Source organism: Streptomyces sp. SAS_270 (genome assembly GCF_052543295.1).
In genome coordinates, this window is sequence record NZ_JBMNDS010000005.1 from 48365 (window position 1) to 65710 (window position 17346).

Annotated in this window: 13 protein-coding genes; 9 read left to right on the forward strand and 4 right to left on the reverse strand. The window is 71.5% G+C overall.

The window, feature by feature from the left end; translation table 11 throughout:
* Nucleotides 1-122 precede the first annotated feature (122 nt).
* Nucleotides 123-1016: a rhomboid-like protein gene (locus ACN6LB_RS05150; protein ID WP_445024843.1), complete on the forward strand. Its 894-nt coding sequence runs from the start codon at nt 123-125 to the stop codon at nt 1014-1016.
* Nucleotides 1017-1034: 18 nt separating this feature from the next.
* Here the strand turns inward: ACN6LB_RS05150 and ACN6LB_RS05155 are convergent, their stop codons facing one another.
* Entirely contained in the window at nt 1035-1829 is a 795-nt protein-coding gene (locus tag ACN6LB_RS05155; protein ID WP_445024748.1) for a GNAT family N-acetyltransferase, read from the reverse strand.
* Nucleotides 1830-1991: 162 nt separating this feature from the next.
* On the opposite strand from ACN6LB_RS05155, the gene lon reads away from it, so the two are divergent.
* Complete coding sequence (lon, locus tag ACN6LB_RS05160; protein WP_445024749.1) at nt 1992-4418, forward strand: endopeptidase La; 2427 nt, start codon at nt 1992-1994, stop codon at nt 4416-4418.
* A gap of 235 nt (nt 4419-4653) precedes the next feature.
* Complete coding sequence (locus ACN6LB_RS05165; RefSeq protein ID WP_445024750.1) at nt 4654-7692, forward strand: leucine-rich repeat domain-containing protein; 3039 nt, start codon at nt 4654-4656, stop codon at nt 7690-7692.
* Nucleotides 7693-7720: 28 nt separating this feature from the next.
* Here the strand turns inward: ACN6LB_RS05165 and ACN6LB_RS05170 are convergent, their stop codons facing one another.
* Entirely contained in the window at nt 7721-8557 is an 837-nt protein-coding gene (locus tag ACN6LB_RS05170) for a lysozyme (RefSeq protein WP_445024751.1), read from the reverse strand.
* Between the two features lie 278 nt (nt 8558-8835).
* Here ACN6LB_RS05170 and ACN6LB_RS05175 point away from each other — a divergent pair, with 278 nt between their 5' ends.
* Complete coding sequence (locus ACN6LB_RS05175; protein ID WP_445024752.1) at nt 8836-9330, forward strand: MarR family winged helix-turn-helix transcriptional regulator; 495 nt, start codon at nt 8836-8838, stop codon at nt 9328-9330.
* Between the two features lie 26 nt (nt 9331-9356).
* Here the strand turns inward: ACN6LB_RS05175 and ACN6LB_RS05180 are convergent, their stop codons facing one another.
* Entirely contained in the window at nt 9357-10142 is a 786-nt protein-coding gene (locus ACN6LB_RS05180) for a protein phosphatase 2C domain-containing protein (RefSeq protein ID WP_445024753.1), read from the reverse strand.
* A 368-nt stretch (nt 10143-10510) separates the two neighbouring features.
* Here ACN6LB_RS05180 and ACN6LB_RS05185 point away from each other — a divergent pair, with 368 nt between their 5' ends.
* Genes ACN6LB_RS05185 through ACN6LB_RS05205 form a run of 5 tightly spaced genes read left to right on the forward strand, consistent with a single transcriptional unit; the run spans nt 10511 to nt 16131 of the window.
* Nucleotides 10511-13309, forward strand: a complete 2799-nt coding sequence (locus tag ACN6LB_RS05185; RefSeq protein WP_445024844.1) for a sensor histidine kinase — start codon at nt 10511-10513, stop codon at nt 13307-13309.
* Nucleotides 13306-13815: a roadblock/LC7 domain-containing protein gene (locus ACN6LB_RS05190; RefSeq protein WP_445024754.1), complete on the forward strand. Its 510-nt coding sequence runs from the start codon at nt 13306-13308 to the stop codon at nt 13813-13815. The genes ACN6LB_RS05185 and ACN6LB_RS05190 overlap by 4 nt, the downstream gene beginning before the upstream one ends.
* Nucleotides 13812-14210 carry a DUF742 domain-containing protein gene (locus ACN6LB_RS05195; RefSeq protein ID WP_356133436.1) on the forward strand — a complete coding sequence of 133 codons (399 nt, stop codon included), beginning with the start codon at nt 13812-13814 and terminating at the stop codon, nt 14208-14210. The genes ACN6LB_RS05190 and ACN6LB_RS05195 overlap by 4 nt, the downstream gene beginning before the upstream one ends.
* Entirely contained in the window at nt 14191-14829 is a 639-nt protein-coding gene (locus ACN6LB_RS05200) for a GTP-binding protein (RefSeq protein ID WP_445024755.1), read from the forward strand. The genes ACN6LB_RS05195 and ACN6LB_RS05200 overlap by 20 nt, the downstream gene beginning before the upstream one ends.
* Nucleotides 14830-14877: 48 nt before the next feature.
* The gene (locus ACN6LB_RS05205; RefSeq protein ID WP_445024756.1) at nt 14878-16131 is read left to right on the forward strand and encodes a styrene monooxygenase/indole monooxygenase family protein; all 1254 of its coding nucleotides are present in this window, start codon (nt 14878-14880) and stop codon (nt 16129-16131) included.
* On the opposite strand, the gene ACN6LB_RS05210 is transcribed toward ACN6LB_RS05205, so the two are convergent.
* Nucleotides 16104-17231: an NlpC/P60 family protein gene (locus tag ACN6LB_RS05210; RefSeq protein ID WP_445024757.1), complete on the reverse strand. Its 1128-nt coding sequence runs from the start codon at nt 17229-17231 to the stop codon at nt 16104-16106. The genes ACN6LB_RS05205 and ACN6LB_RS05210 overlap by 28 nt on opposite strands.
* Nucleotides 17232-17346 lie beyond the last annotated feature (115 nt).

Consider the following 17346-nt stretch of genomic DNA (forward strand, 5'->3'; position numbering starts at 1 on the left):
CCGGACGCGAAAAAACCCTTGGAGGTTGCTGTGAATCGGGTCTCGCGTGGCGGAGGTCATAGACAGCGACGCGCGGGACAACGAAAGGTGGGGGGCGAAGGAAGGAGCGCCTCACCTTGAACATCGCGCACCGGACCGCGCCCGCGACGGCCGAACCCGCCGAGGACGCGCCGCCCTTCCCGCTGTTGGACGGGATCCCACGGCAGCGTGCGACGGCATCCGTCGCCGCGATCGGCCCCACGGACACCGCGACACCGGGCCCGTGCGAGGCCCCGACGGCAAGTCCGGTTCCCTGCGCCGCCGACGCGCTGACCGCAAGTCCGGTTCCCTGCGCCGCCGACGCCCTCGCCCGGCTGCGCGCGCTGCGCCCCTGGCGGCTGCTGCCCAGCCCCAAGGGCACGCCCTTCACCTTCTTCTACGCCGCCGTCCTCGCCGTCATTTCGGTGGTCTCCGAGCACCTCGACCCCGCGCTCGTGGCTTCCCTGCGCCAGGGCTCCAGCACGGACGTCGCCCACCTCCTGAGCGACCCGGTCCTCGTCCTGCCCGCCAGCGCCCTGTGGATCGTGGGCGGCGTGACCTCGTCGTACGCGATCGTGTTCCTGCTCGTCCTCACCGCCCTGGAGCGGCGGACGGGCGCCCGGTGCGCGGCCGGCGTCTTCCTGCTCGGGCATGTGCTCGCCACCCTCGCCACCGAGATCCCGGTCGGCGTCGCCGTATGGGTGGGCCACCTTCCCGACAGCTCCCTGCACCGCCTCGACTACGGCATCAGCTTCGGTGTCGCCGCGAGCGTGGGCGCCCTGGCCGGGCTGCTGACACCGTGGCTGCGCTGGCCGGTACTCGCCGCCTTCGGCGCGATGCTCGTCGACGACCTGCTCGCGTTCACCGACCCGATGACGAACTGGGGCCATCTGACGGCCCTGGCGATCGGCGTCGCGACCTGGCCGCTGGTGCGCCGCGGCCGCCGTATGCGCTCCCGCGTCGTCAGCGCGTCGGCCCCGCCGTCTGACGCCCTGTGAGGCGGGCGGGCTGCCGGTTCAGGAGCCCGGTGGGGTCCAGACGTACGGCGTCGTGGTCGTCACCGCGTGCAGGCCCAGCCGCTGGAGGATGGGGGAGCTGTCGTCGGAGGCGTCCACCTGGAGGTACTTCACGCCGCGGTTGACGGCGAGTTCGGCGCGGACGGCGACGAGGGCGCGGTAGATGCCCCGGCCCCGCCACTCGGCCAGCGTCGAACCGCCCCAGAGTCCGGCGAACTCCGTCCCCGCGCGGAAGACCAGCCAGGCCGCCGAGACGACCTCACCTGCTGCCTCGGCGACGAACACGGCGATCTCGTCGGGGGCGGCGGCGACCCGGCCGATCAGGTCCTTGGCGAGCCAGCTCATGTCCTCGCCCCAGACGGCCGTCTCCAGGGCGGCGATCCGGTGCATGTCCGTGTCCGACGTGACCTGCCGCAGCACCACACCCGCCGGCAGGGCGGGCTGCCGTACGGCCATGTCCTCGGCGGCACCGACGAGCACCGTCTCCCGCTCCTCGGGCACGAACCCCGCGGCCCGCAGCCGGTCGGTGAGGTCGGCCGGGCGGTCGTGCCCGCGGGTCTTCCACTCCACCGCCTCGCCCCGGGCGGCGAAGAAGTCGCGCTGCCGGGCGATCAGCCCGTCCAACTCCGCGCCCCGCACCCCGAGGTCGCGCGGCCCGCTGACGAAGCCGCGGAACTGGCCGACGATCCTGAGCAGCGGCCAGTCCTGTTCGTGGATGATTCCGGCGGGCGGGTGCGGAGGGGCGCCGCGCATCTGGTCGTCGTAGGCCGCGAGGAGGATCGCTTTGTCTGTCACGCGGTGACCGTACGGGGCATAAAGGCGGTGGGGACATTGGTTTTCCCGGTGCGGGAGAGCCCGGCGGACGTGATCGCTCACAGCGAACGCCCCTGGGGGAACATTCGGGGGCTCACAAGCATTGAGTGCGTATAGCTCAACTTGCTTGTCGAGAGGGAGATCATGGCTGCCGAGTCCATTCCGTCCACGTCACTCAACCTGCCCGTGCTGCCGCTCGACGACGAGGTCGTGCTGCCCGGCATGGTGGTGCCGCTGGACCTGAACGACCCCGACGTACGCGCCGCCGTGGAGGCCGCGCAGGCCGCCGCGCGGTCGACGCCGGGCAAGCCCCAGTTGCTGCTGGTGCCGCGCATCGACGGCACGTACGCGAGCACGGGCGTGCTCGGCACCGTCGAGCAGGTCGGCCGGCTCGCCGACGGCGACCCGGGCGCGCTGATCCGCGGACGCGGACGGGTGCGGATCGGCGCCGGCACCACCGGCCCCGGTGCCGCGCTCTGGGTCGAGGGCACCCGCGTCGACGAGACCGTGCCCGACCCGCTGCCCGGCCATGTCACGGAACTGGTCAAGGAGTACAAGGCCCTCGCCACCAGCTGGCTGCGCAAGCGCGGCGCCTGGCAGGTCGTGGACCGCGTCACGGCGATCGAGGACGTCTCCGCGCTCGCCGACAACTCCGGCTACTCGCCCTTCCTCTCCATCGAGCAGAAGGTCGAACTGCTGGAGAACGCGGACCCCGTCGCCCGGCTGAAGCTCGCCACCGAGCAGCTGCGCGAGCACCTCGCCGAGCAGGACGTCGCCGAGTCCATCGCCAAGGACGTACAGGAGGGCGTGGACAAGCAGCAGCGCGAGTTCCTGCTGCGCCGCCAGCTCGAAGCCGTCCGCAAGGAGCTGCGCGAGCTGAACGGCGACTCCTCCGACGCCGAGGAGTCCGACGACTACCGGGCCCGCGTCGAGGCCGCCGACCTCCCCGAGAAGGTCCGCGAGGCGGCGCTCAAGGAGGTCGAGAAGCTGGAGCGTTCGAGCGACCAGTCGCCCGAGGGCTCCTGGATCCGCACCTGGCTCGACACCGTCCTCGAACTGCCTTGGAACGAGCGGACCGAGGACGAGTACGACATCACGGGCGCCCAGCGCGTCCTGGACGCCGAGCACGCCGGTCTGGAGGACGTGAAGGAGCGCATCACCGAGTACCTCGCGGTGCGCAAGCGGCGCGCCGACCGGGGCCTCGGCGTCGTCGGCGGGCGCCGCGGCGGCGCCGTGCTCGCGCTCGTCGGGCCGCCCGGCGTCGGCAAGACCTCGCTCGGCGAGTCCGTCGCCCACGCGATGGGACGCAAGTTCGTGCGGGTCGCGCTCGGCGGCGTGCGGGACGAGGCGGAGATCCGCGGCCACCGGCGTACCTACGTCGGCGCGCTGCCCGGCCGTATCGTCCGCGCCATCAAGGAGGCCGGGTCCATGAACCCGGTGGTCCTGCTCGACGAGATCGACAAGGTCGGCTCCGACTTCCGCGGCGACCCGGCCGCGGCCCTGCTCGAAGTCCTCGACCCCGCCCAGAACCACACCTTCCGCGACCACTACCTGGAGGTCGAACTCGACCTGAGCGACGTGGTGTTCCTCGCCACGGCAAACGTCCTCGAGGCCATCCCGGAGGCGCTGCTCGACCGTATGGAGCTCGTCCGGCTCGACGGCTACACCGAGGACGAGAAGGTCGTCATCGCCCGGGACCACCTGCTGCCGCGGCAGTTGGAGCGTGCCGGTCTGGAGAAGGCCGAAGTGACGCTGGACGAGAGCGCGTTGCGCAAGCTCGCCGGTGAGTACACCCGGGAAGCCGGTGTACGGACCCTGGAGCGGGCCATCGCGCGGCTGCTGCGCAAGGTCGCGGCCCAGCACGAACTGGGGGAGCGGGAACTGCCGTTCACGGTGACCGACGGCGAGCTGCGCGACCTGATCGGACGGCCGCACCACGTGCCCGAGTCCGCGCAGGACCCGGCCGAGCGCCGTACGGCGGTGCCCGGTGTCGCCACCGGTCTCGCGGTGACCGGTGCGGGCGGCGACGTCCTCTTCGTGGAGGCGTCGCTGGCCGACCCGGAGACAGGGGCGGCGGGCCTGACGCTGACCGGCCAGCTGGGCGACGTGATGAAGGAGTCCGCACAGATCGCCCTGTCGTTCCTGCGCAGTCACGGTGCCGAACTGGAGCTCCCCGTGGCCGACTTGAAGGACCGGGGCGTGCACATCCACTTCCCGGCGGGCGCGGTCCCGAAGGACGGACCGAGCGCGGGCGTCACGATGACGACGGCACTGGCCTCGCTGCTGTCCGGACGGCTCGTCCGCACGGATGTGGCGATGACCGGCGAGGTCTCCCTCACCGGCCGTGTCCTGCCCATCGGCGGCGTCAAGCAGAAGCTGCTCGCCGCGCACCGGGCCGGCGTGACCACCGTCATCATCCCCAAGCGCAACGAGCCCGACCTCGACGACGTCCCCGCCGAGGTCCTCGCGAAGCTCGACGTGCACGCCGTCACGGACGTCCGCCAGGTCCTGGACCTGGCCCTCGCCCCGGCGACGAACGGCGCGAGCACGGAGGTTCCGGTGGCCGCGTGACGGACGTTCACCGGTAAGGGGTGGCCCCCGCCGAGGAGTTGAGGCTCCGGGCGGGGGCCACCCGGTTTTCCGGACGGCCCGACAGCGTCCCGCAAACGCCGAACAGCGCCTCGAACGGTTCCCCCGATAGGGGAACGCGCACGTCGGCGGGGCTCCGGATCGCCACACTGGGAGTGTCGGGGTCGGGCGGGGAAGTTCGGGAGTTGGGTGCGTGGTGGCCTTCACGGAGGGCGCTGTGGCGGCACGTATCGCCGCGGCGCGGGAGTCGGGGAACCTGGACCTGAGCGAGATGGGGCTGACCTCGCTGCCGGAGGAGGTCTGCGAACTCACCAGGCTGAGGATGCTCGATGTGTCCCGCAACCGGCTGACGACTCTGCCCCGCCGGATCGGTGAACTCACCTCGCTCACCGGGCTCCTCCTGAGCGACAACCCGATCAGCACGCTTCCCCATTCGGTCCGCAACCTCACCTCCCTGCGTACGCTCTATCTGCGCCAGTGCAATCTGCGCACGCTCCCGGTGGCGGTCCGTGGTCTCGCCTCGCTGACCTCGCTCGACCTGAGCCAGAACGACCTCACCGAACTGCCCTGGTGGATCGGCGACCTCGACGCACTCACCTCCGTCAACCTGGACTTCAACAAGATCGCCGAGCTGCCGGAGTCGTTCGGCGGTCTCAGCCGGCTCCAGGGCATCGACCTGGGCAACAACCGGCTGACCTCGCTGCCGGACTCCATGCGCCGCTTCTTCCGGCTCAGGAACCTGTACCTGAGGGCGAACCAGCTGACCGAACTGCCGGACTGGCTCGGCGACCTCACCGCCCTCACCACACTCGTCGTGGACGCCAACGAGCTGCGGGACCTGCCGGACTCCCTCGGCTCCCTCATCGGGCTCGCCTCGCTCCGGCTGGACGCGAACCCCCTGACCGCACTGCCCCCCGAGGTGGTCTCGGCCGGCACGGGCACCCTCCTCGCCTTCCTCCGGGAGCGCGCCCGGGCCCCCGTTCCGCAGTGGTCCTCCAAGATCGTGGTCGTGGGCGAAGGCCGCTCCGGCAAGACCTCGCTGCTCAAGGCCGTGCGCGGCGATCGCTTCGACCCGCAGGAGAGCAGCACCCACGGCCTGCACGTCGACACCCTGGAGCTCCCGCACCCCGACCCGGCCCACGCCCACGTCACCATGAACCTGGCGACCTGGGACTTCGGCGGCCAGGAGATCTACCACGCCACCCACCAGTTCTTCCTCACCGACCGCTCGCTCTTCGTCCTCGTCTGGGACGCCCAGCTCGGCTGGGAGGCGAGCAAGCTCTACTACTGGCTGGACATGATCAAGGCCAGGGCGCCCCGGGCACCCGTGGTGCTCGTCGCCACCCATCTGGGACCCCGCCCCGCCGAACTGCCGCTGGCCGAGCTGCAGTCGGCGTACCCGGGCATGATCGTGGACTCGCTGACCGCCGACAGCTGCACCGGCGAGGGAATCGACAAGGTCGTCGAGTGCCTGGCCCTGCGCGCCTCACGGCTGCCCCTGATGGGCGTGAGGTGGCCCGGCACCTGGCTGCGTGCCTCGGAAGCGGTGCGCGCGGACCGCCGCAACCACGTCACGCCCGCCGAACTGGACGACCTGCTGGCCGCCTACGGGGTCCGCGACCCCGACCACCAGCGCGGCCTGCGCGCGGCCCTCAACAGCCTCGGGGACATCCTGGCGTACGCCGACGACCCGGAGCTGGAGGACATCGCCGTACTGCGCCCGCAGTGGGTGACCGGATACATCAGCCGTGTCCTCGACTCGCGCGGCGTGCGCCAGAACCGGGCCCTGTTCACCAGACAGCATCAGGCCCAGCTGTGGCGGGACCTCGATCCGAGCCTGCGCCAGCACTTCGTGGCGATGATGGAGCGCTTCGACCTCTCCTACCGCACCGACGTCGGCGCCCACAGCCTCGTCGTGGAACTGCTCCCCCTCGACCCGCCCGCCTACGAGGCGGAGTGGGCGGCCGCCGCGCTGCGCCACCACCGTGAACTGCGGCTCCGCTACCGGATGCACACCGTGCCACCGGGCATCCCGACCTGGTTCATCGCCCGCGAGCACCGGTTCACCCAGGGCCTGCACTGGCGCACCGGCGCGCTGCTGCGCCAGTCCACCGAGGACGGCGAGCACACCGCGCTCATCACGGTCGACCGCCTCACCAAGACGGCCGAGCTGCAGGTGCGCGGCCCCTACCCGCAGGACTTCTTCGCCGTGCTCAAGGACGGCTTCGAACAGACGCTCCAGCGCTATCCGGGCCTGGAGATCACCCGGCTCGTGCCCTGTCCCGGCAGGCTCGCCGGTGGGGCGGGCTGCACCCACGAGTTCCCGCACGCGCAGCTGAAGGACCGGCTGACGCGGACACCGCCCCGCGACACCGTGGAGTGCCCGGTCGACTACGACGACCACGACGTCCGGCTGCTGCTCCAGGGCATCGAGTCACCCTCGGCCGACCGGTCCGTGGAGCTGGCCAGGGAGACCCGTGAGGCCGTGCGCAGACTGCAGGTCATGGTCCAGGAGCAGGGCCAGGACCAGGCGGTACGCCAGACGGACCTGCTGGAGGAACTGCAACTGGCGAAGGCGCAGCGGACCGCGATCGCCGCCGAGCAGCAGCGCGTGGCCCTCGCGACCTGGCGCGGCGACCGCACGGCGCAGGAGGTGAGCTGTCCGACCCTCCTCTCCGTCACCCGGGTGGAACGGCGCAGGGCGCTGCGCCTGACGCCGGTCCGGGTCCTCCAGCTACGGCTGTACTGCGAGGCACCGGGAGCCTGGCACCCGGCGCCCGGCCACGAGCCCTACGAGGTCCGGGCCACCTCCGAGCGGGTCGCGGAACTCCTGCCGTACGCGCGCACGGTCCTGAAGGTGCTGAGGTTCGCCGTCCCGGTGGCCGGCGCGGTGCTCGACGTCGCCGCGGAGGAGCTCAACAAGCAGCTCAAGGACGACATCAAGCTGATGCAGGTCCTGGTCGACGCGGTGCCCGGCGAGGAGCTTCCGGAGCTGGACGGGCTGCGCTCGCTGACCCGGGCCGAGTTCGACTCGGACTTCCGGGCCATGCACGCGCTGCTCGAAAGCCTCGACCCCGAACGGCGCTGGGGAGACCTGAACAAGGTCGTCACCCCGGAGGGCGACACGCTCTGGCTCTGCGCACAGCATGCCCGCCCCTATCTGCCCGCGGGGCCGGCCGGGCTCACCGCTCCCGGCGGCACCCCGGCGCTCCCGAGCCCGCGCGCGGACGGTGAACCACAGCCCGCCGCGCCGTGAACCCGGGAGCACCCGGCCGCCGTGGCGGCTATCCGTTGGCCAGCGCCACCACCCGGTCCAGCGCCCCGTTGAACTTGTCGTGGTCGCCGACGGTCGGGCCGGACGAGGTGTACTGCCACATCGTGTAGTAGCCCCAGCCCGCCGGGAGCGTGCCCGGGTCGGAGGCGTAGCGGGCGATCCACAGCGGGTTGTTCGCCGCGAAACCGGCGTAGTTGCCGGTGCACTGGGTCCACCAGCTGGTGGCCGTGTAGATCACGGGGTAGCGGCCGGTGAGCGAGTGGTAGGTGTTGACGAAGTCGGCGATCCAGCTGACCATGCCGCTCGTCGACTTGCCGAAGCAGGCGGCACCGTAGGGGTTCCACTCGATGTCGAGGGCGCCCGGGAGGGTCCTGCCGTCCCTGGACCAGCCGCCGCCGTGGCTGACGAAGTAACTGGCCTGGGTGGCTCCGCTCGTCGTGTCCGGGGTGGCGAAGTGGTACGAGCCCCGGATCATGCCCACGTTGTACGAGCCGTTGTACTGCTGCGCGAAGTACGGATTCGTGTAGTACGTGCCTTCCGACGCCTTCACGTACGCCCATCTGACCCCGCTGTTCCACAGGGTCGACCAGGCGACGTTGCCCTGGTAGGCGCTGACGTCCACGCCCTCCGTCTGGGTGGCGTCACCGCTGCTGGGCAGGCCGCCCTGGCCGTCGTGGGCGATGACCCCGATGCCCATGCGGGCGGAGCCGCGGGCGGGGGTGTCGGCGGCCGGGGCGGGCAGGGCGAACAGCAGGGAGAGGGCGGCGAGCAGGATGCCGACCGCGGGAAGCCGCCGCAGGGCACGCGAGCGGCGGTCCGTTCCGGTTCCGGATCTGTGCACAGGCATGACATGCCTCCGAGAAGCTCGGTGGTGCGCGATGGTGCTCGGTGGGGGGACGCTGGGGGGCATGCGCCGACTGTGGGGGGTCAGGACCTCATCGACTTGTCGATGGCGTGGGCATGCCAGTGATTGCCTGATAAAGAAGCTACGCACGTAGAAGACCGGGTGGGAAGAGGGCCCGGCGGCTGCCGTTGGTCTACTCCTGCGAAATACTGGCGGAGCTGCGGCAATGGCGACTTTTGGCAGAAACTTTCAGGATCGGGAAACCGGGTCAGGGGCTTGACGTGCACGAGGACGGAAACGGCGGCGGGCCGCGTGTCGAATCCGAGGCGCCGGGAAGTGGTGTGGACCACGAATTCCTGTCGCTGGAGCGCGAGTTGACCGTGTTCCTGCGGCGCGCCCGGGCCTCCTCCGGCGAGATGGTCCGCGAGGTCCACCCCGACCTGGAGTCCTCCGCGTACGGACTGCTCGTGCGACTGGAGGAGTGCGGCGCCCAGCGGGCCACCGAGCTCGCCGCCTACATCGGCGTCGGCAAGGCCACCATGTCGCGCCAGCTGCGGGCGCTGGAGGACCTGGGCCTGGTCGCCCGCGAGCCCGACCCCGCCGACGGCCGCGCCTGGCTCGTCCGCCTCACGGAGGAGGGCCGTGCCCGCTTCCGTACGGCCCGCGACGCGCGGCGCGCCCGTTACGTGAGCGAACTCTCGGGCTGGGACCGCGGCGAGGTCGCCGAACTGGCCCGGCTGCTGCACCAGTTGAACACCAGGATGGAGCAGCGATAACCGCGGCCGTCCGGCCGCCTCGCCGCTCACAGCTCCACGAACACCACCGTCGCGTCGTCGTGGGTCTTGCTCCGCCGCAGGTGCACCCGCTGGGTGTCGGCGCGTTCCAGCGCGCGTACGCGGTCGATCAGGGCCTGCCCGCCCTCCTTGCGCACGATCGTGAAGCACGCGTTCCAGTCGCCCTCGCGGAACTTCTCCACCCAGCGCCCGGCGCCGTCCGTCAGGGCGGCGAGGGCGCGCACCTCGGCACGCGGAAGGGTGCCCGTCACCGCGCGGGAGGCGACCGAGGGGTCCGCGGCGGCGGTGAAGAAGCCGCCCTCCTTGTTGCGGACCGTCGTGTCGGCGATGGCGTCCGTGGCGAGGGAGGCGCGGGGGAGGAGGGACAGACGCTCGTCCAGTACGGCGGTGACGGCGCCGTCCGCCGACTGGACGAGGAGCGCCGAGTCGGAGAGGACCAGGTACTCGACGGTGTCGGCGGACCAGCGGACCAGCACCACGGTTGCCTGAGGCGTACGCGGGTGAGAAAGGTCACAGGAATCCGCGTGGGCGTCGGCGGTGCGGCGGATGGCCTCCGCCAGCACCCCGGACAGCGGGAGATCCCGGCGGGAAACGGATAGTTCGGTCAGGGCTCCGCCGAGGCGCGAGGCGAACCAGGCGACTGAATGCAGACACGCGTAACCGTCCGCCGGTGGGGTCACGCCGTCCAGCACGACCAGTGAGCCGCCCTGTCCCGAGGCGGGAAGCCCGACCGATGCGAAGTCCTCATTGGGGCGGGCCCGGTCGCCGGGCTCCGAGACGAGTTCAGTGCGCATCCGGCCAGTTTGCACGAGCCCTTCACAAGGTCCACGAAAGGCTGGCAACGGTTGCCGAAAAGGTGCAGACCAGCAGCTCAGCCGCCGGTTTTGGCATGGAATGATCGACTCCGGTGAAGCGTGGCGGCGAATACTGCCAAAGCACATCGCCGACGTCCAACCGGCCCGCCGCGCAAGGCCGCTGCACGGGCCGGCGGAACTTGCCCGCCAACTCCCGTCCGATGTTCACTCCTTCGGGTGGCGGGCCAGGCGATGCAGGACCACTGCCCACCGGCACTGGGAGGGTCGGGAGCCGTACCGGGAGGACGTACCGGTTGACGGAACGTCACCCGGGCCCATGGGTACACGAGTCAGGAATGCGAGCACCGGTGCAGAAAATGCGGCCTCGGCGCACAGGCAAGCAGACGGCCTCCGACGGGAGCGCCGGGCGCACGCCGGGCGCCACGGGAGAGAACCCCGCAGGCAAGGGCCGCCGCCCCGCCCGTGTGCGCAATCGGCTGATCGTCTCCGTGGCCGTGGTGGCAGCCGCCATCGCCGGCGCCGGAGCCCCCACGGTGCTGGCCGCCGCCGGCCAACTGAACGACTCCCAGAACCTGGTGACGCTCGCGCAGCGGACGCAGGAGGCGCTGACGCTCGCGCACTCCCTCGCCGACGAGCGCGACGAGGTCACCTCGTACATCGCGGCGGGCAGGTCCAAGACCAAGGCGCCCGCCGAGCAGCGCAGTGCCCGGGTCGACCGGCAGGTCGAGGAGTTGCGGGCGGACACCGACGCGCCCGCCTCGCTCCGCAAGGACCTGGACACCATCGCCGCCGTCCGCAGAGCGGCGCTCACCGGCAAGAGCACCGCTCTCGAAGCGCATCGGGCGTACTCCGCCACCATCACCGAACTCCACGCCCTCGCCGAGGACCTGGCCGAGCAGCTGCCGCCCCGCGCGGGCTCCGGCGCGCACGCCGTCGCCGAACTCGACTCCGCCGTCCAGCAGGCCGCCGCCGCCCGCGGACTGCTCCTCGCGGCCCTGAGCATCCCGCGCACCACGCAGACCACCATCGACCCGATCACCGGTCTGCCGGCCACCACGACCACCTCGTCGGAGGCCGACACCAGGCAGCGCGACGCGCTCAGCGCCGCCGCCCAGCAGGCCCGCCTCCGCTCCGACGCGGCCCTCGCCGACTTCCACGAGACCGCGCCCACGGCCGCCCGGTCCTCGTACGACTCCACGGTCACCGGCCCCGACGTCAACTCCGCCGACAAGTACCTCGCGGCCCTCACCGACCAGCCGAAGCTCTCCGACGACGAACTCGGCTCCAGCACGAAGAAGGTGGACGCGGCGCTCTCCGCCCGCGTCGAGCTGATGCGCGGCGCCGAGGCCTCCCTCAACGACCACCGCACCAGGGACCTGGAGGCGCTGCGCGACGACGACGTCACCGCGCTGGAGATCCGGATCGCCCTCATAGGCGCCCTGCTGCTGGTCGCCTCCGGCGTCACCATGGCCATGGCCCGCACGCTCACCCGCCCGCTGTCCGTGCTGCGCCGCGGCTCGGCCAGGCTCGCCGGATCCGAGGACCCGGCCGCCGAGGAACCGGTCAAGTTCACCGGCCGCAACGACGAGTTCGCCCAGGTCGTCCGTTCCGTCAACGCGCTGCACGCGCACGCCGCCGGCCTGCACGAGCGGCTCGCGACCCTCGAATCGGACCGCAAGCACCTCATCGGCCAGCGTCAGCTGATGGCCGACGAACGCGAGAAGCTGCGCGCCGAACTCGCCGAGGCCGCCACCCACCTGGCGCAGGTGCGAGGCAGCATCCACGGCACCTTCGTCAACCTGGCGCTGCGCACCCTCGGCCTCGTCGAGCGGCAACTCGCAGTCATCGAGGGCCTGGAGGAGCGCGAGCAGGACCCGGACCGCCTCGGCACGCTCTTCAAGCTCGACCACTTCGCCACGGTCATGCGCCGTCACAGCGAGAACCTTCTCGTCCTCGCCGGCGCGGAGCACGGCCAGCAGCACGCCGGGCCCGTCCCGCTCGTCGACGTCGTACGGGCCGCGGTCAGCGAGATCGAGCGGTACGAGCGCGTCCGCATCGCCACGCTGCCGCCGCACGCCCACCTCGCCGGCTTCGCCGCCGACGACCTCAGCCACCTGCTCGCCGAACTCCTGGAGAACGCCACCTCGTTCTCGCCGCCCGACCTCTCGGTCGAGGTCTCCGGATGGCTCCTGGAGAACGGCGAGGTGATGCTCTCCGTGCAGGACGAGGGCATCGGGATGACCACCGAGCGGATGACCCGGCTCAACTCCCGCCTCGCGGAGTTCGATCCCGAGGACGCCTACGAGCAGGAGAGCGGCGAGGGACTCGGGCTCGGCCTGTACGTGGTCGCCCGGCTCGCCCACCGGCACGGCGTCCGGGTGCAGCTGCGTGAGCAGAAGCAGGGCGGCATCGCGGCCGTCGTCGTTCTCCCCGAGGGCATGCTGCCCGCCGCGCCCGGCACCGCAGTGCCCCCGGCCGCATCGGTCGTCATCGGCGGCGGTACGTTCCCGCTGACGCTCCCCGGGGCGGACGCGGAGGTCAACTCCAATGTCCTGTACGGCCGTTCGACCCGGGATCCGCTGATCGCGGCGGCCGAGCAGGCCGTACGGGAGACGGAGCCCACCGAGTCCGCCGAGCCCGGCGCCCCGGAGCCGACGCCCGAGGTGACGCCCGAGACCACGATGGAGCTTCTGGTACCGGAGCTCCCGGCCGAGGAGACCACTGCGGAGGCCGGGGAAGAGGACGAGGACCGGGCCCGGCCCGCTCCCCGGCCCGACCCCGCTCCCGAGGTGAACCTCCCCGCCCAGGCGACCCGCGACCCGTACGCCATAGGCCCCGACGCCCACGAGCGGGCTCACGAGGAGCAGCAGCCGGAACCGCAGCAGCGGGTCACCGACAAGGGCCTGCCCAAGCGCACCCCGAAGATCTCCGCACCCGCGCCGGCGGCCAGGCCGCGCTCCGGGGGCGTGGACGCCGAGGCGCTGCGGCGCAGGCTCGGCGGCTTCCACCACGGTGCCAAGGAGGGCCGCCGCGACGTGGAGGCGGAGATCGCCGAAAAGACCGCGGAGACAAAGGCGCCCGCGGCACGGAACGCGGCACAGGACGTAGAACCATCGGGGGGCACTGTCGAGGAGGCAAGCAGTTGACCGCGCCCAGTACCTTCGGACTGAGCAGTGAAGCCCGCAATCTGCACTGGCTGTTGACGAACCTCGTCGAGGAGGTGCCGGGCCTGCTGTCGGTCGCGGTGGTCTCCTCCGACGGACTGCTGCTGCTCTCCTCCGACCCGGGAAGAAACGAGCAGGCACGGGCGGCCCGGGACGAGAGGCCCACGGGCCCGCGCGGCTCCTCCGCCGACCTCGCCACCATCGTCTCCGGCATCGGCAGCCTGACCATCGGCGCCGCCCGGCTGATGGACTCCGGCGGGGTCAAGCACACGATGGTCGCCATGGACGAGGGCAGCCTGTTCATCATGTCGATCAGCGACGGCTCGCTGCTCGGGGTGCACGGCTCCGCGGACTGCGACATGAGCGTGGTGGCGTACCACATGGCACTCTTCGTCGGCCGCGCCGGACACGTCCTGACCCCCGAACTCCGCAGCGAGCTGCGCAGGTCACTGGAGACCGAGACCGAGACGGCGGGGAGCGGCCGATGAGCGCGCCGAAGCTTCCGATACGGGGCAGTGACCGCAAACCCGCCCGCGTACGCCCCTACTCGCTCACCGGCGGCCGCACCCGCTTCGGCCACGTCCTGCTCGTCGAGACGTTCGTGGCGGCGCTCGAAGCCCCGGACGAGCGCAAGGAGTTGACGAACGGCTCGCTCAACACCCGGGTGATGCCGGAGATGCGGGCCATCGTCGAACTCTGCCGCAGGATGCGCACGGTGGCGGAGATCGCCGCACTGCTGAGGATGCCGCTAGGCGTCGTCCGGGTGCTGCTCAGCGACCTCGCGGACCAGGGAAAGATCCGTGTGTACGGAACCGGTCACGGCCCGGGACAGCCGGACCGCGCTCTGCTGGAAAGGGTGCTGAGTGGACTCCGCCGTCTCTGACGTCCCCCCGGGCGTCGCCCCGCTCCTCGACGAGGAGGAGAACCTCAGGGCCTGGCAGACCGACCGTACGCGCGCCCCGATCGCCACGAAGATCGTGGTGGCGGGCGGCTTCGGCGTCGGCAAGACCACGCTCGTCACCGCCGTCTCGGAGATCACGCCCCTCCAGACGGAGGCGCTGATGACCGAGGCCAGTGAGGACACCGACGACCTCACCGGCACACCGGGGAAACTGACCACCACCGTGGCCATGGACTTCGGACGCATCACGCTCGACGACGACCTGGTGCTGTACCTCTTCGGTACGCCGGGCCAGCAGCGGTTCTGGTTCATGTGGGACGACCTGGTGCGCGGGGCGATCGGCGCGGTGGTCCTCGCCGACACGCGCCGTCTTTCGGACTGCTTCCCGGCACTCGACTACTTCGAGAGCTGCGGACTGCCGTACGTCGTCGCCGTCAACCACTTCGACGGCAGTGAGCGGTTCGAGCCGGAGGACGTGCGTGAGGCGCTCACCGTGCCCGCACACATACCTGTCATGATCATGGACGCGCGGCGCAGGATCTCGGCCGTCGAGACCCTGCTCGCACTGGTGGGGCACGCGCTCGACGTGAGCCCCGAATAGTCGCGAACAGTCGTACGTCGTACGTCGCACGGAGAGTTAGGGACCCGCATGCGGAAGATACTCGTCGTCGGAGCCGGCCAGTCCGGACTCCAGCTCGCCCTCGGCCTCCAGTCGCACGGGTACGAGGTCACCCTGATGTCGAACCGGACGGCGGACGAGATCCGCTCCGGGCGCGTCATGTCGACACAGTGCATGTTCGACACGGCCCTGCAGCACGAGCGCGATCTCCAGCTGAACTTCTGGGAGTCCCAGGCCCCGAAGATCGAAGGACTCGGCGTCTCGGTCGCCGCCCCCGGTTCGCACGACCCGGGGCCGACCCAGCGGGCGATCGACTGGGTGGGCAGGCTCGACGGGTACGCGCAGTCGGTCGACCAGCGCGTGAAGATGGCCGGCTGGCTGGAGACGTTCGCGCAGCGCGGTGGCCAGCTGGTGATACACGGCGCGGCGGTCTCCGACCTCGACTACTTCTCCCGCACCTACGACCTCGTACTCGTCTCGGCGGGCAAGGGCGAGCTGGTCTCGATGTTCGGCCGGGATCCCGAGCGGTCCCCCTTCAGCGAACCGCAGCGCGCCCTCGCCGTCGCCTACGTCCACGGCCTCGGCCCCCGCCCCGAGCACCCGGACCACGAGGCGGTCCGCTGCAACCTCGTCCCGGGCGTCGGCGAGCTCTTCGTGATGCCGACCCTCACCACCTCCGGCCGCGCCGACATCCTGTTCTGGGAGGGCATACCCGGCGGCCCGCTGGACGTCTTCAACGGCGTCAAGGACCCGGCCGAGCACCTCTCCCTGACCCTGGAACTCATGGAGAAGTTCACGCCCTGGGAGTACGCGCGGGCCACCAAGGTCGAACTGACCGACGCGAACGGCACGTTGGCCGGACGCTACGCCCCCACCGTCCGCAACCCGATCGGCCGCCTCCCCGGCGGCGGCCTGGTCCTGGGCGTGGCGGACGTGGTCGTGGCGAACGACCCGATCACCGGCCAGGGCTCCAACTCGGCCGCCAAGTGCGCGGCCGCGTACCTCACTTCGATCCTCGACCAGGGCGACAAGCCCTTCGACGAGGAGTGGATGCAGGCCACCTTCGACCGCTACTGGGACACGGCCCAGCACGTGACGAAGTGGACGAACGCCATGCTCGGGGTTCCGCCGGAGCACGTGCTCAACCTGATCGGCGCGGCAGGCGGACTCCCGCCGGTCGCCGACCGTTTCGCCAACGGCTTCGACGACCCGTCGGACTTCGAGAACTTCTTCTACGAGCCGGAGAAGACCGCGGCCTACCTCGCCTCCGTCACCGGCGCGTAGCCCTCGTCCGACCCGTCCGTGGCACCGCGGGGGAGCTTCGGCGGCGTGTACCGCCGCACGGGCTCCCCGCCGGGGTCGGGCCGGACGGCGCCCAGCACCGGATTGGCCGCGATCGGCGAGACCTTGACCTTCGCCCCCGGCCGCGGGGCCTGCACCACCATGCCGTCGCCGAGGTAGAGGGCGACATGCGTGGCCTCGGGGAAGTAGATCACCAGGTCACCGGGGCGCAGCTCACCGACCGGGATGCGCGGCAGCTCGGCCCACTGCTCCTGGCTGGTCCGCGGAATCGCCTGCCCGGCATGGCCCCAGGCCTGCGAGGTCAGCCCCGAGCAGTCGTACGACGCCGGCCCCTCGGCCCCCCATTCGTACGGCTTGCCGATCTGCCGTACGGCGTACCGCAGCGCGACGTCCCCTTCCTCGGAGGGCGCCCGCTCGCTGCTCAGCGCACCGGAGGCCACGAACTTCTGCTGCGCGGCGGCTGTCCCCGCCCGCTCCAGCGCGGCGAGCTGCCCGAGCTGCTCGGCGCTGAGCGAGGCGAGCAGTTCCTCGACGGCCTCCAGCCGCTTTCGTACGCCGTCCCGCTCCTTCTTCTGCCGCTCGGCGAGGGTGAGCCGGTCGTCGAGCGCCCTGCGGGCCTGCCGCGCCAGCGCGTCGGCCTGCTTCTCGCTCCCGGCCAGCCGCTGGACACTCTCGGCCCGCTCCTGCGACAGCTGCCGGATCACATGCCCCTCGTCGAGCGCGTGCTGTGGATCACGGGCGAGGAGGAGGCGGACGTACGAGGAGATCTCGCTGCTGTTCTGGTACTGCTGCCGCGCCAGCCGCCCCGCGACGCCACGGCTGTCGTGCAGCGAGAGCCTCGCCTTCGTGAGCCGCGCGTCGATTCCGGCGACCTCGGCCCGCTTCTCCTTCAGCTTCTCGGCGGTCGCGTTGTAAGCCTCACTGGCCTGCTCGGCCTCCCGGTAGAGCCGCTGAAGGTCCGTCAGCAACTGCCTCACCGAGCGCCCTTCGGGTTCCGGCACGGCCATGGCGGGCCCGGGCGCGAGGACCACGCCGGCCGCCACCGCCGCCGTACACACCAGACGCAGAAGCCTTCCTGACACGCCATCACCTCCGCTGCGGGGCGGCCCCTCCACTCCGCACGGCGAGCATCAGGCCCCGGGCCGGTCCGCACCTGGCGGGTGGGCGGTTCGGCGTAACGCGCTCACTCGTCCAGGG